The sequence below is a fragment of the Burkholderia sp. SRS-25 genome (assembly GCF_004343765.1).
GTDB classification, from domain to species: domain Bacteria; phylum Pseudomonadota; class Gammaproteobacteria; order Burkholderiales; family Burkholderiaceae; genus Burkholderia; species Burkholderia contaminans.
In genome coordinates, this window is record NZ_PTXM01000038.1 from 34,289 (window position 1) to 53,376 (window position 19,088).

General features: G+C 66.3%; 18 protein-coding genes. 15 read left to right on the plus strand and 3 right to left on the minus strand.

Annotation, left to right across the window (positions count from 1 at the left end; translation table 11 throughout):
• The first annotated feature begins 380 nt into the window (after nucleotides 1-380).
• From C5O79_RS36025 to C5O79_RS36085, 13 genes are all read left to right on the plus strand, one after another.
• Complete coding sequence (locus tag C5O79_RS36025) at nucleotides 381-1,262, plus strand: MurR/RpiR family transcriptional regulator (RefSeq protein WP_131932237.1); 882 nt, start codon at nucleotides 381-383, stop codon at nucleotides 1,260-1,262.
• 24 nt (nucleotides 1,263-1,286) lie between these two features.
• A complete protein-coding gene (gene ddpX / locus C5O79_RS36030; RefSeq protein ID WP_047851034.1) occupies nucleotides 1,287-1,850 on the plus strand; it encodes a D-alanyl-D-alanine dipeptidase in 564 nt (187 codons plus the stop codon).
• 46 nt (nucleotides 1,851-1,896) lie between these two features.
• Nucleotides 1,897-3,498: an ABC transporter substrate-binding protein gene (locus tag C5O79_RS36035; RefSeq protein ID WP_039352914.1), complete on the plus strand. Its 1,602-nt coding sequence runs from the start codon at nucleotides 1,897-1,899 to the stop codon at nucleotides 3,496-3,498.
• A 10-nt stretch (nucleotides 3,499-3,508) separates the two neighbouring features.
• On the plus strand, nucleotides 3,509-4,579 hold the full coding sequence (locus C5O79_RS36040) for an ABC transporter permease (protein ID WP_046548070.1): 1,071 nt from the start codon (nucleotides 3,509-3,511) through the stop codon (nucleotides 4,577-4,579).
• A 67-nt stretch (nucleotides 4,580-4,646) separates the two neighbouring features.
• On the plus strand, nucleotides 4,647-5,561 hold the full coding sequence (gene nikC / locus C5O79_RS36045) for a nickel transporter permease (RefSeq protein WP_046548071.1): 915 nt from the start codon (nucleotides 4,647-4,649) through the stop codon (nucleotides 5,559-5,561).
• A gap of 1 nt (nucleotide 5,562) precedes the next feature.
• Nucleotides 5,563-6,477, plus strand: coding sequence for an ABC transporter ATP-binding protein (locus C5O79_RS36050; protein WP_131932239.1), 915 nt, complete (start codon nucleotides 5,563-5,565; stop codon nucleotides 6,475-6,477).
• Nucleotides 6,474-7,250, plus strand: a complete 777-nt coding sequence (locus C5O79_RS36055; protein WP_047849783.1) for an ABC transporter ATP-binding protein — start codon at nucleotides 6,474-6,476, stop codon at nucleotides 7,248-7,250. Before C5O79_RS36050 ends, C5O79_RS36055 begins: the two co-directional genes overlap by 4 nt.
• 461 nt (nucleotides 7,251-7,711) lie before the next feature.
• Complete coding sequence (locus C5O79_RS36060) at nucleotides 7,712-8,263, plus strand: fimbrial protein (RefSeq protein ID WP_046548074.1); 552 nt, start codon at nucleotides 7,712-7,714, stop codon at nucleotides 8,261-8,263.
• A 111-nt stretch (nucleotides 8,264-8,374) separates the two neighbouring features.
• Nucleotides 8,375-9,115 carry a fimbria/pilus periplasmic chaperone gene (locus C5O79_RS36065; RefSeq protein ID WP_122476173.1) on the plus strand — a complete coding sequence of 247 codons (741 nt, stop codon included), beginning with the start codon at nucleotides 8,375-8,377 and terminating at the stop codon, nucleotides 9,113-9,115.
• 195 nt (nucleotides 9,116-9,310) lie between these two features.
• A complete protein-coding gene (locus C5O79_RS36070) occupies nucleotides 9,311-11,908 on the plus strand; it encodes a fimbria/pilus outer membrane usher protein (protein ID WP_046548076.1) in 2,598 nt (865 codons plus the stop codon).
• Nucleotides 11,909-12,022: 114 nt separating this feature from the next.
• Nucleotides 12,023-12,925, plus strand: coding sequence for a fimbrial protein (locus C5O79_RS36075; protein WP_046548077.1), 903 nt, complete (start codon nucleotides 12,023-12,025; stop codon nucleotides 12,923-12,925).
• A 161-nt stretch (nucleotides 12,926-13,086) separates the two neighbouring features.
• Nucleotides 13,087-13,341: a GlsB/YeaQ/YmgE family stress response membrane protein gene (locus C5O79_RS36080; RefSeq protein WP_046548078.1), complete on the plus strand. Its 255-nt coding sequence runs from the start codon at nucleotides 13,087-13,089 to the stop codon at nucleotides 13,339-13,341.
• A gap of 379 nt (nucleotides 13,342-13,720) precedes the next feature.
• Entirely contained in the window at nucleotides 13,721-14,056 is a 336-nt protein-coding gene (locus C5O79_RS36085) for a type 1 fimbrial protein (RefSeq protein ID WP_046548079.1), read from the plus strand.
• A 67-nt stretch (nucleotides 14,057-14,123) separates the two neighbouring features.
• Here the strand turns inward: C5O79_RS36085 and C5O79_RS36090 are convergent, their stop codons facing one another.
• From C5O79_RS36090 to C5O79_RS36100, 3 genes are all read right to left on the minus strand, one after another.
• Nucleotides 14,124-14,996 carry a LysR substrate-binding domain-containing protein gene (locus C5O79_RS36090; RefSeq protein WP_046548562.1) on the minus strand — a complete coding sequence of 291 codons (873 nt, stop codon included), beginning with the start codon at nucleotides 14,994-14,996 and terminating at the stop codon, nucleotides 14,124-14,126.
• Between the two features lie 106 nt (nucleotides 14,997-15,102).
• Nucleotides 15,103-16,002, minus strand: coding sequence for a class A beta-lactamase (gene bla / locus C5O79_RS36095; RefSeq protein ID WP_047849780.1), 900 nt, complete (start codon nucleotides 16,000-16,002; stop codon nucleotides 15,103-15,105).
• A 210-nt stretch (nucleotides 16,003-16,212) separates the two neighbouring features.
• The gene (locus tag C5O79_RS36100) at nucleotides 16,213-17,058 is read right to left on the minus strand and encodes a peptidoglycan DD-metalloendopeptidase family protein (RefSeq protein ID WP_122476175.1); all 846 of its coding nucleotides are present in this window, start codon (nucleotides 17,056-17,058) and stop codon (nucleotides 16,213-16,215) included.
• 509 nt (nucleotides 17,059-17,567) lie between these two features.
• On the opposite strand from C5O79_RS36100, the gene C5O79_RS36105 reads away from it, so the two are divergent.
• Both C5O79_RS36105 and C5O79_RS36110 read left to right on the plus strand, forming a co-directional pair.
• Nucleotides 17,568-18,464, plus strand: a complete 897-nt coding sequence (locus C5O79_RS36105) for a LysR family transcriptional regulator (RefSeq protein ID WP_122476177.1) — start codon at nucleotides 17,568-17,570, stop codon at nucleotides 18,462-18,464.
• A gap of 46 nt (nucleotides 18,465-18,510) precedes the next feature.
• A complete protein-coding gene (locus C5O79_RS36110; protein ID WP_046548083.1) occupies nucleotides 18,511-18,897 on the plus strand; it encodes an ester cyclase in 387 nt (128 codons plus the stop codon).
• Nucleotides 18,898-19,088: the final 191 nt, after the last annotated feature.

Here is a 19,088-nt window from a genome sequence, read left to right on the forward strand (position 1 = left end):
CCTCTTCATTCTTGAGATTGAGCGAATTTCCATTACGGAACACATGCCGTTTTTCGGATTATCGAAAATCGAACATCCCGTGACGCAAGTTAAATACAATTCCCGTTAAAACTTAAATGAATTATTAACCTGAATTAATGAGTAAATCTGATCTGTTTTAATTTTGTAATGATTGATAGCCCGCCAATTATTCCTGTCAGGCATATTTTGCGTTTATGCCTGACAGGAATAATTGCCCCGCCTGCCCCTCCCATCCGCCGATCACCCTTTCGACCCTATCACCTACCCTCACACCATAGTTTTTATCCGCTGGCGCGAATGATTTTGGCTTTGTTAGATGGATGACATTCGATCACCAGACGACAACGATCTAACAGCCGATGACCTGCGCGTTTGCCCGTACCGTCGAATCCCGCTATGCCGAGCTGACGCCGACAGCCAAGCGCATCGCGAGCTACATGCTCGCGAACCTCGACCGGCTCGGGCTCGAGACGGCCGACCAGATCGCGCAGCAGGCCGGCACCAGCGGCATCTCGGTCGGGCGATTCCTGCGCAGCGTCGGCTACCGCAACCTCGACGACCTGAAGCGCGAGCTGCGCGGCGGCGGCGACCGCCCGTGGATGATCACCGACCGGCTCGACGAATACCGCCGCATCTCCGGGACGCCACCGGCCGGAGCCGGCGGCAACGACGGTGCAGGCCCGCTCGCGTCGTCGCTCGAGCGCGAGCTCGATGCGATCCGCCACGTGTACCGGCTCGCCGAAGGCCCCGTGTTCGCGCAGGTGGCCGACCGGATCGCGCATGCGGACGCCGTGTTCATCCTCGGCATCCAGTCGACGCGCGGGATCAGCAACGCGTTCAGCAGCTACCTCGAGTACTTGCGCCCGCGCGTGTTCTATTCCGATGGTCAGTCGGGCTCGTACGTCGATTCGCTGAACTCGGAATTCGAGCGGCCGTACTGCATCGTCACCGACACGCGCGCGTATTCGCGCAGCGCGCGCCGCTATTGCCAGGCGGCCGCCGAGCGCGGGCAGCCGTTCGCGCTGGTCACCGATCTCTCGTGCCCGTGGGCGCGCGACTGGCCGGCCGACCTGTTGCAGGTGAAGACCGACGTCGGCCAGTTCTGGGATTCGCTCGCGCCGCTCACCTGCCTGTTCAACCTGCTGATCACGGCCGTGGTCGACCGCCTCGGCCCGGCGATCGACCGGCGCATCGCGCGCAACCGCGAACTGCAGCACACGTTCGATCAATTCGAATCCTGAATGCGAATGCCTTCCGAGCCGCCGATGAACGCTCACCGCCTCGTTGAAATCACGCCTGTCACGCATCGCGTCGACATCGATCTCGTCTACGCGACCGACCGCAACCTGACCGGCAAGCCGATCTACCGCCACGCGCACTGCCTGCTGCTGGCGCCGGCCGAAGCCGCACTGCGCCGCGCGGTGAACATCGCGGCCCAAGCCGGCTTCACGCTGCGCATCTACGACGCGTACCGGCCGCCGCAGGCGCAGCAGGTGCTGTGGGATTTCCTGCCCGATCCGAATTTCATCGCCGATCTCGGCCGCGGCTCGAATCACAGCCGCGGCACCGCGCTCGACCTGACACTCGTCGGCGCGGACGGCGAACCGCTCGACATGGGCACCGGCTTCGACGAGATGGTCGCCGCCTCCGGCCACTTCCACGCGGGGCTGCCGCAAGCCGTGCAGCGCAATCGCCTGCTGCTGCTCGGCGTGATGCACGCGGCCGGCTTCGCGCACATCGACAGCGAATGGTGGCACTACGAATTGCCGGGCTCACGCGCGTTGCCGCAGATCGACAATGCCGACAGCGGCCCGTGGCACCTGATGTGATGCACGTCCCCCTTCCCGTTCACGTTCGACAACCGATGGAGCGACCATGAATTTCCTGACATCCCGGCTCGTCGCGGCGCTGGCCGCCGCGTCCGTTCTCGCCGCCGTTCCGCTTTCCGCCGCGCGCGCGGAAACGCCGAAGGACATGTTCGTGATGGCCACGCTGCTCGACGAATTCACGACGCTGGACCCGGGCGAGATCTACGAGCTGGTGCCGGAGGAATACGTCGCGAACACGTACGACCGCCTCGTGCGCGTCGACCTGCGCGACCCGTCGAAATTCAACGGCGACGTCGCGCAGTCGTGGACGGTGAGCACCGACGGGCTGACCTACACGTTCAAGCTGCGCCCCGGCCTCAAGTTCCACTCGGGCAACCCGCTGACGGCCGACGACGTCGCCTGGTCGATCCAGCGCGCGGTGCTGCTCGACAAGGGCCCGGCCGCCGTGCTGACCGGCATCGGGCTCACGAAGGCGAACGTCGTTGCCAACGTGAAGAAGCTCGACGACCTGACGGTATCGGTCACGACCGATCAGAAATACGCACCGACCTTCGTGCTGAACGTGCTCGGCTCGTGGCCCGCATCGGTGGTCGACAAGAAGCTGCTGCTGTCGCACCAGCAGGGAAACGACTTCGGCAACGCGTGGCTGAAGACCAACGAAGCCGGCTCCGGCGGCTACAAGCTCGTGAAATGGACGGCCGGCGACAGCGTCGTGCTGCAGCGCTTCGATGGCTACCGTCTGCCGCTCGCGATGAAGCGCATCGTGCTGCGCCACGTGCCCGAAGCCGCGAGCCAGCGCCTGCTGCTGGAAAACGGCGATGTCGACGCGGCGCGCGACCTGAGCCCCGACGATCTGGCGTCGGTCGTGAAATCCGGCAAGGCGAAGGTGTCGGCCTCGCCGCAGGCGACGCTGCTGTATCTCGGCCTGAACACGAAGAACCCGACGCTCGCGAAACCGGACGTACAGGAAGCGCTGAAGTGGTTGGTCGACTATGCGGGCATCCAGGGCAACGTGGTGAAGACGACCTACAAGGTCCACCAGACCTTCCTGCCCGAAGGCTTCCTCGGCACGCTGAACGCGAACCCGTACAAGCTCGACGTCGCGAAGGCGAAGGCGCTGCTCGCGAAGGCCGGCGTGCCGAACGGCTTTTCGGTGACGATGGACGTGCGCAACGATTATCCGTACACCGAAATCGCGCAGGCCGTGCAGGCGAACTTCGCGCAAGCCGGCATCAAGGTGCAGTTGATACCCGGCGACAACAAGCAGACACTCGCGAAATACCGTGCGCGCCAGCACGACATCTACATCGGCGAATGGTCGGCCGACTACATCGATCCTCACAGCAACGCGCAGGGTTTTGCGTGGAATCCGGACAATTCCGACAAGTCGAGCTATAAAATGCTGGCCTGGCGCAACAGCTGGGACATCCCGCAACTGACGAAGGAAACCGATACGGCGCTCGCCGAACCGACTGCCGCGAAACGCGCGCAACGGTACCAGGCGATGCAGAAGGACATGCTCGCGCGCTCGCCGTTCGTGATCATGTTCGAGAAAGTCGCACAGGTCGCGACGCGGCCCGGCGTGAGCGGGCTCGAAGTCGGGCCGATCAACGATCTCGTGTCGTACCGCAACCTGAAGAAGCAATAAGATTCGCCGCATGTCGACTCCCGCCTCCTCCCTCGAAGCACTGCGCACGCTGCCCGCGCGACGCCCGGCCGTGCGCTGGGCCCTGCGCGTGCTGCGCTGGGCGCTCACGCTCGCCGTCACGTTCGCGGGGCTGCTCGCGCTGACGTTCGTGATCGGCCGCAAGGTGCCGATCGATCCCGTGCTCGCGATCCTCGGCGATCGCGCGTCGGCCGAGGCGTACGCGGCCGAACGCATTGCGCTCGGCCTCGACAAGCCGCTCGTCACGCAATTCCTGATCTACGCGCGCGACGTGCTGCACGGCAATCTCGGCATGTCGCTGCTGACCGCGAACCCCGTGCTCGACGACATCAAGCGCGTGTTCCCGGCCACGCTCGAACTGGCGACGATCGCGACGCTGATCGGCATCGCGATCGGCGTGCCGCTCGGTGTCGCGGCCGCCGTGAAGCACAACCGGCCGATCGACCATATCGCGCGCTTCGTCGGGCTGATCGGCAATTCGGTGCCGGTGTTCTGGCTCGGCCTGATGGGGCTGCTGCTGTTCTACGCGCGGCTGCACTGGGTCGGCGGGCCCGGCCGGCTCGATCCCGTGTACGACGGGATGGTCGACACGCGCACGGGCAGCCTGCTGATCGACGCGGCGCTCGCGGGCGAGTGGGACGTGTTCCGCAACGCGGTGTCGCACATCGCGCTGCCGGCCGCGATCCTCGGCTACTACTCGGTCGCCTACCTGAGCCGCATGACGCGCTCGTTCATGCTCGACCAGCTGAGCCAGGAATACATCGTCACCGCGCGCGCGAAGGGCTTGTCGGAACGGCGCGTGATCTGGCGGCATGCGTTCGGCAACATCATGGTGCCGCTGCTCACCGTGATCGCGCTCACGTACAGCAACCTGCTCGAAGGCTCGGTGCTGACCGAGATCGTGTTCGCGTGGCCCGGGCTCGGCTCGTACCTGACCGGCGCGCTGCTGAACGCCGACATGAACGCGGTGCTCGGCGCGACGCTCGTGATCGGCGCGATGTTCATCACCGTCAACCTGCTGACCGACGCGCTGTACCGCGTGTTCGATCCGCGTGCGCGCTGAGGCGCCGACTCGACATGACCGCTTCCACTCCGCTTCTTTCATCGCCCATGCCGAAGGTCCTCCGATCATGAACGCCGAGCGCCTCACGCTGCGCGCGTGGCTGCTGTCCGACGCGCCCGCATCGCGCTCGCAGGCCGCACTCGGCCTCGCGTACCGACGCTGGCGTCGTTTCGCCACCAACCCGCTCAACCTGTTCGGACTCGCGATCCTGGTCACACTGATCGTCGTCGCGATCGTCGGCCCGCTGATCATGCCGCACGATCCGCTGCGCCAGGTGCTGTCCGACCGCCTGCTGCCGCCCGGCTCGCCGTCGCACTGGTTCGGCACCGACCAGCTCGGCCGCGACATCCTTTCGCGGTTGATCGCCGGTTCGCGCCTCACGCTCGGCATCGCCATCCTCGTCGTCGTGATCGTCGTGCCGATCGGCCTCCTGATCGGCACGACGGCCGGCTACTGCGGCGGCTTCGTCGACAGCGTGCTGATGCGCATCACCGACATCGCGCTCGCGTTCCCGAAGATCGTGCTCGCACTCGCGTTCGCCGCCGCGCTCGGGCCGGGCGTGATCAACGCGGTCGTCGCGATCTCGATCACCGCGTGGCCCGCCTATGCGCGGCTCGCGCGCGCGGAGACGATCCGCATCGCGCAGGCCGACTTCATCCACGCCGCGCGCCTGCAAGGCGCGTCGGGCCCGCGGATCCTGCTGCGCTACATCATGCCGCTGTGCATGTCGTCGGTGATCGTGCGCGCGACGCTCGACATGGCCGGCATCATCCTGACCGTCGCGGGCCTCGGCTTCCTCGGCCTCGGCGCGCAGCCGCCGAGCCCCGAATGGGGTTTCATGGTCGCGTCGGGCCGCAACGTGCTGCTCGACGCATGGTGGGTTGCGACGCTGCCCGGCTGCGCGATCCTGCTCGTGAGCCTCGCGTTCAACCTGCTCGGCGACGGGCTGCGCGACGTCTTCGATCCCCGCCATGGAGCGTGACATGCCGATGCATCCCGCCCCCTCGTCCGCGCCGCTCTGCGAGATCGACGGCCTGACGATCGGCTTTCGCGGCCACGACGGCACCGTCACCGATGCCGTGCGCGACCTGTCGCTGACGCTCGCCCCCGGCGAGCGGCTCGGCATCGTCGGCGAATCGGGCTCCGGCAAATCGCTGACGGGCCGGGCGCTGCTCGGCCTGCTGCCCGACGCCGCGCGCTGGTCGGCACGCACGATGCGCTTCGCGGGCCACGACCTGCTCGCGATGCCGCCGGGTGAACGCCGGCGGCTGTGCGGCAGCCAGATGGGCATGATCCTGCAGGACCCGAAATATTCGCTGAACCCGGTGATGACGGTCGCGAAGCAGATGGGCGAGGCATTCCGGCTGCACGAGCCGGGCCTGCGCGGCCGCGCGCTGCGCGAACGGATCGTCGACGCGCTCGCGGCCGTGCAGATCCGCGACCCGGCGCGCGTCGCCGATGCGTATCCGCACGAGCTGTCGGGCGGCATGGGCCAGCGCGTGATGATCGCGATGATGGTGTCGACCGGCCCGCGCCTGCTGATCGCCGACGAACCGACGTCCGCGCTCGATGTCGCCGTATCGATGCAGGTGCTCGCGGTGCTCGACGCGATGATCGCGCGGCATGACACGGGCCTGATGTTCATCAGCCACGACCTGCCGCTCGTGATGTCGTTCTGCGATCGCGTCGCGGTGATGTATGCCGGCCGCGTGGTCGAAACCTGCGCCGCGCGCGACCTGCGCGACGCATCCCATCCCTATACGCGCGGGCTGCTCGCAGCGAACCCGCCGCTCGCGAACCCGCCGGACGAACTGCCCGTGCTGCGGCGCGATCCGGCGTGGCTCGAACCCGCGTCGCATGGCGGCACGCCTGCCGATCGACAGGAGGCAGCACGATGATCGACGTCGATCACGCATCGATCCGTTTCCCCACCCGCACCGGTCACGTCGACGCCGTGCGCGATGCGAGCTTCGCCGTGCGCGACGGCGAGGTGTTCGGGCTCGTCGGCGAATCGGGCTCCGGCAAGTCGACGCTGCTGCGCGCGCTGACGGGCCTCGTGCCGCTCGCGTCCGGCAGCCTGTCGATCGACGGCCGGCCGGTGGGCGGCACGCCCGATCGCGCCTTCCGTCGCCACGTGCAGATGGTGTTCCAGGATCCGTACGCATCGCTGCATCCGCGCTTCACGGTCGACCAGACGCTGCGCGAGCCGCTGTCGATCCACGCCATCGGCGACACCGATGCGCGCATCGCCCGCGCGCTGTCCGAGGTCGGCCTCGGCCCCGCGTTCCGGTTCCGCTATCCGCACCAGCTGTCGGGGGGCCAGCGGCAGCGCGTCGCGATCGCGCGCGCGCTGATCGTCGAGCCGCGCGTGCTGCTGCTCGACGAGCCGACGTCCGCGCTCGACGTGTCGGTGCAGGCCGAGATCCTGAACCTGCTGCGCCGCCTGCATCGCGAACGCAACCTGACGATGATCCTCGTCAGCCACAACCTCGCGGTGATCGGCTTCCTGTGCCAGCGTATCGCCGTGATGCAGCATGGCGAGATCGTCGAGCAGCTGCGAATCGAGGACGTCCGCGCCGGACAGGTCGCACGCGACTACACGCGCACGCTGCTGCGCGCGACCGAGGGCTACCGCCGGCTCGACCCGGCAGTCGACGCGTCCGCGGCCTGACACGCGCCCGACGACAACGCGACCGTTCGCACGCGCGAACGGCGCATGACGTGCCGCGACCGCAACGCGGCATGCCGGCCGCGGCGCCCTCCGCCGGCCGGCCATTCCCGCTTCCCTCCGCTTCGATCCATCTCGAATAACGAATAACCGCGGACGAATAGCGAACCCGCAGCGGTGATCGCCCATATCGAATGGCGCGACCGACGAAATCGACACATCGACCGCTTTCGATGGCGAGGGCGCGCATGTCCCGCCCTCCAGCTCCCACGCCCCTTCCCGCTGAATGCTGTCTCCGGCAGCAAACAACTTAGTACTTGTACTAGCTGAAATCGTAATCGATTCGTACCAGTCACATTACAAAATCATTACTAAATCCGCATAATTCAATCCGAAACGCGTCATTCAGAGATTTAAATTCAATACGCGCTTTCCAACGTCGAACTTTATTTGGAGCTTTAAATATGAAAAACCTCAAGCGCAGCGCAATTCCTTTTCTCCTCGTCGCAGCCGGCGCAGCCTTTTCGTCCACGGCCCACGCGGCAGACGGCACCGTCAACTTCGTCGGCAAAGTCATCGCGTCGACCTGCAGCGTCGAGGGCGGATCGGACTTCACCGTCCCGCTGCCGCCGGTCAGCACCACGGCGCTCCCGGATGTCGGCTCCGTGGCCGGCCGCAGTGCATTCTCGCTGGCGCTCAAGGGCTGCACGACCGGCGACGACAATCCGGTGAAGGTCGGCGTCGTCTTCGAAAACGGCACGAACGTCGATCAATCGACCGGCCGCCTGACGGTCGACTCGGGTGACAAGGCCGCGCAAGGCGTGCAGATCAACGTGCTGGATGATCAACAGAAACTGGTCCCCATCGGCGCCCAAACCGGTGCAAGCACGCAACTCGTCGATATCGATGCCGACGGCAACGCGAAGCTGAACTACTTCGCCGAGTACTACGCCTCCGGCGCCGTGAAGGCTGGCGACGTCAACTCGCGCGTCGAGTACTCGCTGATCTACCAGTAAGGACGAAAGCGCGGAGGTCGCCGCCCCGGCGATCTCCGTCCCGTCGCGCCGCGCGGTACGGAAACCGCCGTTTCCGTCCGCTTCCTTGCAACGATCCGACTCTCTACGCTTATGAAACTGTTGAAGCTCTTCCGTACGCTGGCCCTGGCCGTCACCGCATTCGCGTCGCAAGCCGACGCAAGCGTCGTGATCGCCGGCACGCGCGTGATCTTCCCGTCCAGCGAGCGCGAGGTCACGATCCAACTCACGAACGACAGCAAGCGTCCGGCGCTGGTGCAGGCATGGCTCGACAACGGCGATAGCAGTGCCTTGCCTGAAAACATCGACGTGCCGTTCACGCTGACGCCGTCGATCTTCCGAATGGAATCCGGCAACGGCCAGACGCTGCGTCTCGTGCACACCGGCGAGCCGCTTCCCGCCGATCGGGAATCGCTGTTCTGGCTGAACGTGCTCGAAGTACCGCCGAAGGCCTCCACGGATGACAACCGGAACCGCATACAGCTCGCGTTCCGCTCCCGCATCAAGATCATGTATCGCCCCGACGGGCTGGCCGGCAGCGCCGACGATGCGCCGATGCAGCTCGACTGGCGCGTGGTTCGCGCCGATGGCGGCTACGCGCTCGAGGCGAGCAACCCGACGCCGTTCACCGTCAATTTCGGCAACGTCCTGTTGAATGTCGCCGGCCGCAAGCATGACGCCGGCATGGGTTACGTGCTGCCCCGAAGCACGCAACGCTTCCCGATCAAGAATCTCGCCGCCCCGCCGGCCGCGGGCGCAACGGTCGAGTTCGGCAGCATCAACGATTGGGGCCGGTCAATCGACATCAAGCGCCCGGTCAGCGTCGCCCCGTAACGCGGTCGAAGCTGGCAGCGCGCCACGGGCGCGGCCTGCCGCTTCCTCGTCTTTCGTCCGCCTCCCTGTTTGCCGTCCCGACCAGACGGCCTGGAATCCCCGGAATCAGCCCTCGCCACGCAGCAACGCGCACGCACGCGCGACTGCGTCGGCGCAACGCATCCGTTCGATTCGACACTATCTGGAGTACTGATCATGACCTCGACTCGACTGCCGCGCCACGCCGTGGCCGACATGCCCCGCATCAAGCCGATCCATCTGCTGGTGGTGGCGTGCGTCGGCGCGTGGTCGAGCGATGGCCGCGCGACGTCCCAAACCGCCGCCGAAAACACGCTCGCGCAAGTCGAGTTCGACGGGGCTTTCCTGCAGAATCGCCTGGGAAAGCAATTCGACGTCTCGCGCTTCGCGCAGCGCAACGTGACGGCCCCGGGCGTGTACACCGCCGACATCCACGTCGGCTCCGACTGGATCGGCCGCTACGACGTCCGCTTCGCGGCCGCGCCGGACTCGGGCGATGCCCGGCCGTGCTTCGACCGCGCGCTGCTCGAGCGCGTCGGCGTCGATTTCGGCAAGATCACGCCGGACATCGTCGCCGAGCTTGACGGCGACCGCGCATGCCTGCGGATCGAGCAGGTCGTGCCGGACGCAAGCGCGGCGTTCGACTTCACGCGCCAGGTGCTGCGGCTGTCGATCCCGCAGGCATCGCTCGCGCGCAAGGCGCGCGGCTACGTGAACCCCGATCAATGGACCGCCGGCGAAACCGTCGGCCTGCTCGGCTACAACTTCAACCTCTACACGTCAAAGGCCAGTGGTCATACCGCCCAGACGCAAGGCTATCTCGGCCTGAACGGCGGCGTAAACCTCGGCAGCTGGCGCTTTCGCCACGAAGGCTCCTATTCGTGGTCGTCGCGCGGCCAGAGCCGGTACCAGAATCTCGCGACCTATCTCCAGCGCGACCTGCCGTCGCTGTCGTCGCAACTTGTCGTCGGCGAGAGCTACACGTCGGGGGAACTGTTCGATTCGACGCAGTTCCGCGGCGTGCGCCTGTCGACGGACGACCGGATGCTGCCCGACTCGCTGCGCGGCTATGCGCCCGTGGTGCGCGGCATCGCGAACAGCAATGCGAAGGTGACGATCCGCCAGAACGACGTGACGATCTACGAGACGACGGTCGCGCCCGGCAATTTCGAAATCGACGATCTGTACCCGACCGGTTACGGTGGCGATCTGCAGGTGTCGGTCTCCGAGGCCGACGGCTCCGTGCATACGTTCTCCGTGCCTTACGCCGCCGTACCGATGTCGCTGCGGCCGGGCATCGGCCGCTACAGCTTCGTCGCGGGCACGCTGCGCAATCCCCACGGATCGAGCCAGCCGTTTTTCGCGCAGGCAACGTACCAGCGCGGCCTCACCAACCTGGTGACGGCCTACGGCGGCGCCACGCTTGCGGCCGGCTATGTATCCGCGATGCTGGGGGGCGCCCTCAATACGTCGTTCGGCGCATTCGGCGCGGATGTCACGCATGCCATGACCTCCATCCCCGGCGCGAAGCGCTACAGCGGTTCGAGCGTGCGCGTCAGCTATGCGAAGTCGGTCGAGGCGACGGGCACCGACATTGCCCTCGCCGCGTATCGCTATTCCACGGACGGCTATTTCAGCCTCAACGACGCAATGCAGGCGCGCGATGCCGTCCGGGACGGCCACTCGGTCAGTTCGGTCTGGCGTCAGCGCCATCGTGCGTCGCTGGCGCTCACGCAGCGTCTCGGTGCGGCCGGCGGGCGCATCAATGCCACGGCATCGACGGTGAACTACTGGAACCGCCCCGGCTCGGACGTCAACTATTCGGTCGGCTATACGAACCGGTTCCGCAACGTGTCCTATAGCCTGACGGCCACGCGGCAGCGCAATGCCGGCGGCGACATGGGCACGCTCTATTACGCGAGCGTCACGATCCCGTTCGGCCGCGAACGCCCGGTGACCGTCACCGGCAACGTGTCGCGCGATACGCTCGGCCACACGCGGCTGCAGTCGACGCTGTCCGGATCGCTCGGCGACGACCACGCGCTGTCGTACAGCGTCAGCGCGAACCACGCGTCCGGGACGGACTCGGTCACGGACGGTAGCGCCAACGTCACGTACCGAACGCGGATGGCCGAACTCAATGCCAGCGCGGGCGCGAGCACGGCGTTCCAGCAGGGCTCGCTCGGCGTGCGCGGCGCGCTGGTCGCGCACCGCGGCGGCATCACGTTCTCGCAGCCGTTGTCCGAGACGTTCGCGATCGTCGAGGCGCCGGGCGCGGCCGGCGCGCGCATCACCAATGCCACCGGCGTCAAGGTCGACGGCAACGGTTACGCGGTCGTACCGTACCTGACGCCATACAGCATCAATACGGTCGCGCTCGATCCGAAGGGGATCTCGATGGACGTCGAACTGAAGGAAACCAGCCGGCAGATCGCGCCGCGCGCAGGTGCGGTGCCGCTCATCCGGTTTGCGACCGACACCGGCCGCGCCGCGCTCGTCCGGGCGCCGCAGGCCAACGGCGCGCCGCTGCCGTTCGGCGCCGTCGTGCGCGACGAGACCGGCAAAGAAGTCGGCATCGTCGCCCAGGCAAGCAAGATCTTCGCTCGCGGGCTCAACGATCGCGGCTCGCTGACGGTTCAATGGGGCAACGACGGCCGCTCGGTCTGCCGCGTCGCATACGAGCTTCCCGTCGCGGAACGGCGCGGGCGATCGCGGGGCGTACAGACCGTCACGAGCGTCTGCCAGGTCGATTCGACGGCCGCCGCCATTCAATAAGGAATCCAGATGACATACTCTCACTCATCGTCCGAATCGCGCCGGCTTGCACGCCGCGCAGGCAACACGCACCCGCATGACTCATTTGGCGGCATTGCCCGGCACACGGCCCGCATGATCGCAGTTGCATCGACCTTTCTGCTCGCATGCGCCGCATTTTCGACCGATGCGGCGGCGGCGTCTCTCTATGCATTCGGGCAAGCAACGGTGTCGAGCCCATCGAACGCGACACCCGGTACCGCCGTCGCCCGCCATTACTTCACGCCGCAGGACGTTTGCGGTGCGAGCACCTGCGACATCACGAGCATCTCGATGTACAACAAGGGCAGCATCGTGGGCGTCAGCCCCGGCCCCGATCTCGAAACGAACGTATCCGGCTTGTCGACGCGGATGATAATCGACGGCACGGTGGCCGTCTCGTCGACGAAGACGACATTGCGCAACACGCTGGAAGTCATGCTGTTTCGCGACAGCCGGCAGCCGAAGGACGGCTCGCTCAATTCCGGCTGGCTCAGTGCCTATTACAGGATCAATTACAAATCCGGCATCCTGGGCGAAGCATCCGAGGTCTTCCTCGCCGCGAAAGTCAGCTTCATCAACGGCACGTGCTCGATTCCCGACCAGACCGTCACGCTGCCGCCCGTGCAGCACCATGTGTTCAAGGGCGTCGGCTCGACCGCCGGCGCGACCGATTTCCAGGTGCAGTTGAACAACTGTCCAGCCGGCTACAACCGGATCGGCTACCAGTTGGCCCCGCTGGACGACATGGTCGTCGGCACGCCCGGTGGCATGCACCTGCGTCCGGATGCGAAAGCGAGCGGCATCGGCATCCAGATCGCCGATGCCGCAACCGGCCAGCCGCTGACGCTGCGGAAATCGCACACGGTGACGAACTACAACCGGGCCACCGGCGGATCACCGTCGATTCCGCTCCGTGCGTCCTACCTGCAAACAGGCGCGAAGATCGGCGGCGGTTCCGTTCATGCCGCGGCGCAGGTTCTGCTCGACTACCAATGAATGACGTCGGCGCGCGCCTCGCCGAGACCTGACATCTGCCCGACGCCCCGGCGTGCGATACTCGACGCGCCGCGCGCCGGTTCGCCGCCGCAGGGAACCCCGGCACGGCACGCGAGTCCATTTCCTTTCGTCAACAGCTCAACCGCAATAGGGAGGCGTTCATGCTGCAATTCATCGAAACCCTGGTCGTCGGGCTCATCGTCGGCCTCCTCGCCCGCGCGCTCAAGCCCGGCGACGACAAGATGGGCATCCTGATGACCATCGTGCTCGGCATCGTCGGTTCGCTGGTCGCCGGCTACGTCGGCCGCGCCGCCGGCTGGTACGCACCCGGCCAGGGCGCGGGCTGGATCGCGTCGATCATCGGCGCGATCGTGCTGCTCGTGGTCGTCGGCGCGGTACGCAAGCGCACGGCCTGAACGGCGCACCTTCGTGCGCCAATGCAAAACGGCCGCTCGGAAACGAGCGGCCGTTTTGCATTGGCGCGTCGGTATTCACGCGCGCATCGTTTCCACGATCCGTAAACTCGTTGACTTCGCAACGACCTGTCGTGACGACCGGCATCGGACGTCCGCTTTCCGGTTGAGCGTACACCACCGGCATTACCCTGATTTGATATCTCGCAAATCAGGCATAGATTGAATTCAGCAATACGAAATCGTTTGCTTATATCCCAAATTTGTAATTTTCCACTCAAGAGTTTCGATGATTTTGCCGTTTACGCATACAGCATCGCAGCGTTGACGGACTGCCACCCGAGCGGCCCCGCTGCGACGCGCTTCCTCTCTGGAGCCTGTCATGAAGCACCGCCCTATCGCCGCCTCGTTCGTCCTGGCTGCCTCGCTTCTGGCCACTTCCTCGTCCTTTGCGGCCGGCGCGTCCGGCACCCTCTATTTTTCCGGCATGATCGTCGAGCCGCCTTGCTCGTTCGCGGTCGATACGGCCGATCTCGCCCGCGGACAAGTCCGCCCTGACTGTCCGCGCCCGGCAACCGGCCAGATCGCGTTCGTCGACGCAGCGAGCCAGCAGGCCATCAAGACCACGACCTTTACTCAGGCCTCGCGCGCAATCGTTTTACCGAACCGTCCGGGCAACAGCCAGGCGCCGATGATCGCCGTCGTGACGTACCAGTGAAGCCGTCCGCCGGCGCAGCACCTGACGGGTTCCGCGCGCCGGTCCCGCGAATGTGCGTGACCGCCGGTCAATCGCGATGGCGCGCGATCCAGTCGCTGAACGCACGGATTTTCTGCTGGTTGCCGATGTTCTCGGGATAGACGAAGAAGTAACGCGCGCCCGTCTCGAGCACGATATCGAATGGCCGTTCGAGCCGGCGCGCGCTGACGTCGTCGTCGACGAGCGTCACGTCGCCGATCGCGACGCCGAAACCCTGCATCGCCGCGTTCGTCGCGAGATCGAGCGTATCGAACGTCGGCCCGCGCGCGGGATCGACGCTGCGCTCGCCCGCGTGATCGAGCCACGCGCGCCAGTCGCGATGGTCACGCGTCGGATGCAGCAGCGTATGGCGTGCGAGATCGCCGGTCGCATCGAGCGGTGACGTCTGCCGCAATTCGGGCGCGCAGACGGGCGTCAACCGCTCGTCGAACAGCGGCAGCGCAAACACGCCGGCGCCCGGCGACGTGCCGTAGACAACGGCCGCATCGAACGGCTCGGTCGAGAAATCGACGACGTGCTGCCACGCCGTGGTGATCTGCACATGGAGATCGGGATGCTCGCCCTGGAAGCGCATGATGCGCGGCAGCATCCAGCGCATCACGCAGGTCGGCACCTTCAGCGCGAGGTCGGTGCGCTGCCGCGTGAGCCTCATCGAAATGTCCTCGATTCGCGCAAAGCTCTCGTTGACCACCGGCAGCAACTGCTCGCCCTCCGCCGTCAGCGTGAGGCCCTTCGCGTGCCGCTTGAACAACGGAAAACCGTAATGCGCCTCGAGCGTCTGGATCTGCCGGCTCACCGCGCCCTGCGTGATGCACAGCTGCTCGGCCGCACGCGTGAAGCTGCGGTGGCGAGCCACCGTCGAGAAGATCTGCAGCGCATGCAGGGGCGGAAGTCGGCGCATGAAGAAGGCAAACGGAAAAACGGCGCGGAAGGACCGCGCGCCGACCCCGGCGCGCACTGTCCAACACGATAAGCCAAACGCCGGCTTTGCGCGAGGCGCGGGACGCTCAGGCCGTCGCGGTGAGCGCGGCGGCCACGATGCGCGCCGCCGACGCAACGACATCCGCGCGGGCCGCCGCGGCGGCCTGCGGCTGCGTGAACGACACGGCCATCACGATCGGCGCACGCGACGGCGGCCACAGCACCGCGACGTCGGTCGTCGTGCCGTAGCCGCCCGTGCCGGCCTTGTCCGCGATGCGCCAGCCGGGCGGCACGCCCGCCGCGATGCCGGTCGCGCCGCGCGCGCCGCCGACCATCCATTCCGTCAGTTGCGTGCGCTGCGGCTCCTGCAGCGTGTTGCCGAGCAGCAGCCGCTGCAGCGTGTCGACCATCTCGACCGGCGTCGACGTATCGCGTTCGTCGCCGGGCGCCGCGTTGTTCAGTTCGGGTTCCCAGCGATCGAGGCGGAACGACATGTCGCCGCTCGCGCGCGCGAACGCCGTGACGGCCTGCGGGCCGCCGAGCACACCCATCAGCAGGTTGCCGGCGCCCTTGTCGCCCGATTGCAGCATCGCCACGCAAAGCTGCTCGATCGTCATGCCCGTGTCGACGTGGCTTTCCGTGATCGGTGAGCCCGCAACGATTTCGTAGCGGCGGTACAGGATGCGGCGCGGCAGCAGCGAAGCGTCGAGCGAGCCGCGCGCGAGCATCGCGGCAGCCGCGGCGACCGCATACGTGCCGCACAGCGGGAAGCGCTCGCGCGCATGGTGAGCGATGCGCACGCCGTTCGACGTATCGAGCGCGGCGACGCCGAGCCGGCCATTCGAAGCCTTCTCGAGCGCGGTCAATTCAGCCTGGGCGGTATGGGCGCGCCCCTGGTCGGCGACCGGCGCGGACGTGCACGCGGCGACGAACGGCGCGGCAACGGCGGCAAGCAACAGCGAGCGGCGTGTCGGAGAGTGTTCCATGAATGTCGTGAGTTCTGTCGGAATCGGTGGCACGAAGCGGCTCGGGCACGCGTTGGAGAAGCGTGCCCGTTCACGCCGGCGGCCGGCTCGCGACGGCATACGCCGCGCATCCCCGAAAGACGGCCGTCGGCCCCGCGAAGCGCGGGACTCGCATGAACAGACCCTAGCGTAGCAGCGACCGCCGCGACGTTCCAGCGAAACGGCCCTGCATCACCCTTGCGACGAAGGCAGATACGGCATCGGATTGACCGGCTTGCCGTCGCGTCGCACTTCGAACAGCAGCGCGACACGCGAGTTGTCGAGGTCGCCCATCTCGGCGATCTCGTCGCCCTGGCGCACGATGTCGCCCGTCTTCACGAGCAGCTTGCGGTTGTGCGCATAGGCGGTCAGGAAATCCGCGTTGTGCTGGACGATGATCAGGCTGCCGTAATCGTTCAGGCCGGTGCCCGCGTACATCACGCGGCCGTCGGCCGCGGCGCGGACCGGGTCGCCCGGCCGGCCGGCGATCTGGATGCCGCGGTTCTGCCCCGGCCGGAAGCCGTCGACGATCTTGCCGCTCGCGGGCCACTTGAGCGCGACGCCGCCCGCATGCCGCTTCGTTTCCTTGACGACCTGACGGTCGCTCGCATTCGACGCAGTGGTCTGAACGGCAGCCGGGTTGCCCCCCGCCGACGATGCGGCCACCTGCGTTCCGGTCGTGCCCGGCACCGGTAACGGCTGCTGCTTGACGATGCGCAGCACCTGCCCCATGCGCAGCCTGCCGTTGTCGCCCAGCTTGTTCCAGGTGCGCAGGTCGGCAACGCTGCAGCCGTTTGCGGACGCGATGCCCGTCAGCGTGTCGCCGCGCTTCACGACGTACTTCTGCGCGACGAAAATCGGCGCCGGCGGCGGCGTGGCGGCCGACGGCGCAGCGGCGGGCTGGCTCGACGGTGACGACTGACCCGCCAGCGTGTCGCTCGGCGGAACGGACTGCGTGCTTGCACAACCGGCCATGACGAGCACGGCGGCCAAGCCTGGCAGCCACGCCGCGTTGCGGTGAATCTCGCGCGTTTTCATGGACGATCCGACTCCGGTTTGACAATCTTTCAAGCATCTCAAAAACGGAACGGCCGACGTGTAACCGGATGCAAACAATGATGACAAACGATCACGAACCGGATGCCGGCCGGCATTCGCTACCGGTAATACGGTCCGATTCGGGAAAACTTGATGGTCTTTTTGCAGGAAAGCGGAAGAATTTTCGTCTCGATGAACTATGACGGATTTGTTTCAATAGGCACGAAGCGGCGATCGCCGCGGCGTTCAACGCAACCACGCGGCGAGTTCGGCGCACGCCCACGCAATGCCGATGCACAGGAACAGCACGTGCAACGCGATCTTGAACGACACGCCCCACGACGGATCGATCTGCATGACAGGCTCCCCGGTTGATATGCGGCCATGATCCGCCATCGATCGCGCCCCGAAAATGCGGAACCGGCGAATCGGGCCTCAAGCTGCGCCTGAGACCCCGGCCGCGGTTCCCTGCTAACTTATCGACCATTCCAATACGATCGTCCCCCATCATGCGCTTCGACCTGACCGACCTGCGGCTCTTCCTGAACATCTGCGAGGCCGGCACCATCACGAGCGGCGCCGAGCGCACCCACATCACGCTGCAGGCCGCGAGCGAGCGCATCCGCGGCATGGAGGACGAGCTCGGCGTGCCGCTGCTGCACCGGACCAAGTCGGGCGCGCAGGCCACCGATGCGGGCCGCGCGCTCGAACACCACGCGCGCACGGTGCTGCAGCAGATCGACCACATGCGCGGCGAACTGCAGCAATACGGCCAGGGGCTGCGCGGGCACATCCGGCTGCTGTGCAACACGGCGTCGCTGAGCGAATACCTGCCCGACGCGCTGGCCGACTACCTGCCGCTTCATCCGAAGCTGTCGGTCAGCGTCGAGGAGCGCTCGAGCCAGGAGATCGTGCATGCGATCCGCAACAAGACGGCCGAGGTCGGCATCGTCGCCGATTCGGTCGGGCTCGGCGGGCTCGAACAGAAGCCGTTCCGCGAGGACTGGCTGATCGTCGTCGTGCCGGCCGCGCATCCGCTCGCATCGCAGGAGAAGGTCGCGTTCGACTCGATCGCCGATGCCGACTTCATCGGCCTCACCGACGGCAGCGCGCTGCAGGTGCATCTCGCCGATCAGGCGCGCGCGCTCGGCAAGCGGATCCGCTATCGTGTGCAACTGAAGAGCTTCGATGCGATCTGCCGCGTGATCGCGAGCGGCGTGGGCATCGGCATCGTGTCGCGCCATGCGGCCGAGCGCGCGATGCAGACGATGGACGTGCGGCTCGTCGAGTTGTCCGATGCGTGGAGCCACCGACGGTTGAAGCTGTGCGCGCGGTCGTTCGATGCGCTGCCGAAGTACACGCGGGAGTTCGTCACGTTCCTGTCGGGCGAAACCGCGCAGCAGTGATGCGCACCGCATCCGACTCATCGCGTCGACATACGGAGGCACGACCATGGCCGACACCGATCTTGCAACCCGCTACCGCGCGTACATCGACTGCCTGAACCGGCAGGACTGGCCAGCGCTCGGCGAATATGTCGCCGACGGCGTGATCCACAACGACCGGCCGCTCGGCCTCGCCGGTTACCGCGCGATGCTGGAACAGGACTTCCGCGACATTCCCGATCTCCGTTTCGACATCCGGCTGCTCGTGTGCGAGCCGCCGCGCATCGCATGCCGCCTTCGCTTCGCCTGCTCTCCGAGCGGGACGTTCATGGGGCTCGCCGTCGACGGCCGGAAGGTCACGTTCTGCGAGAACGTGTTCTACGAATTTCATGACGGCAAGATCCGCCAGGTCTGGTCGGTGATCGACAAGGCCGCGATCGAGGCACAGCTTTAGTCTCGCCGGAGCGGCGTGGTTGCCGGTCGCCGCCATGCTCCGATGTCCGCCGGGCTCATCTCGATCCTTATGGATAACGTTTTCTCTGAAATTCCGGCGAGCATGCATCGCCGGATAGTCATTCTGCTCGTCGTGACCGCATCGATATCCCTGTCACTTATACACAACTGACGCTGCCGACGAATTAGACG

Excerpts from the sequence above, each read along its gene's own strand:
- C5O79_RS36025 (WP_131932237.1), top strand. The coding sequence starts at position 381 with ATGACCTGCGCGTTTGCCCGTACCGTCGAATCCCGCTATGCCGAGCTG.
- ddpX (WP_047851034.1), top strand. The coding sequence starts at position 1,287 with ATGAACGCTCACCGCCTCGTTGAAATCACGCCTGTCACGCATCGCGTC.
- C5O79_RS36035 (WP_039352914.1), top strand. The coding sequence starts at position 1,897 with ATGAATTTCCTGACATCCCGGCTCGTCGCGGCGCTGGCCGCCGCGTCC.
- C5O79_RS36040 (WP_046548070.1), top strand. The coding sequence starts at position 3,509 with ATGTCGACTCCCGCCTCCTCCCTCGAAGCACTGCGCACGCTGCCCGCG.
- nikC (WP_046548071.1), top strand. The coding sequence starts at position 4,647 with ATGAACGCCGAGCGCCTCACGCTGCGCGCGTGGCTGCTGTCCGACGCG.
- C5O79_RS36050 (WP_131932239.1), top strand. The coding sequence starts at position 5,563 with ATGCCGATGCATCCCGCCCCCTCGTCCGCGCCGCTCTGCGAGATCGAC.
- C5O79_RS36055 (WP_047849783.1), top strand. The coding sequence starts at position 6,474 with ATGATCGACGTCGATCACGCATCGATCCGTTTCCCCACCCGCACCGGT.
- C5O79_RS36060 (WP_046548074.1), top strand. The coding sequence starts at position 7,712 with ATGAAAAACCTCAAGCGCAGCGCAATTCCTTTTCTCCTCGTCGCAGCC.
- C5O79_RS36065 (WP_122476173.1), top strand. The coding sequence starts at position 8,375 with ATGAAACTGTTGAAGCTCTTCCGTACGCTGGCCCTGGCCGTCACCGCA.
- C5O79_RS36070 (WP_046548076.1), top strand. The coding sequence starts at position 9,311 with ATGACCTCGACTCGACTGCCGCGCCACGCCGTGGCCGACATGCCCCGC.
- C5O79_RS36075 (WP_046548077.1), top strand. The coding sequence starts at position 12,023 with ATGATCGCAGTTGCATCGACCTTTCTGCTCGCATGCGCCGCATTTTCG.
- C5O79_RS36080 (WP_046548078.1), top strand. The coding sequence starts at position 13,087 with ATGCTGCAATTCATCGAAACCCTGGTCGTCGGGCTCATCGTCGGCCTC.
- C5O79_RS36085 (WP_046548079.1), top strand. The coding sequence starts at position 13,721 with ATGAAGCACCGCCCTATCGCCGCCTCGTTCGTCCTGGCTGCCTCGCTT.
- C5O79_RS36090 (WP_046548562.1), bottom strand. The coding sequence starts at position 14,996 with ATGCGCCGACTTCCGCCCCTGCATGCGCTGCAGATCTTCTCGACGGTG.
- bla (WP_047849780.1), bottom strand. The coding sequence starts at position 16,002 with ATGGAACACTCTCCGACACGCCGCTCGCTGTTGCTTGCCGCCGTTGCC.
- C5O79_RS36100 (WP_122476175.1), bottom strand. The coding sequence starts at position 17,058 with ATGAAAACGCGCGAGATTCACCGCAACGCGGCGTGGCTGCCAGGCTTG.
- C5O79_RS36105 (WP_122476177.1), top strand. The coding sequence starts at position 17,568 with ATGCGCTTCGACCTGACCGACCTGCGGCTCTTCCTGAACATCTGCGAG.
- C5O79_RS36110 (WP_046548083.1), top strand. The coding sequence starts at position 18,511 with ATGGCCGACACCGATCTTGCAACCCGCTACCGCGCGTACATCGACTGC.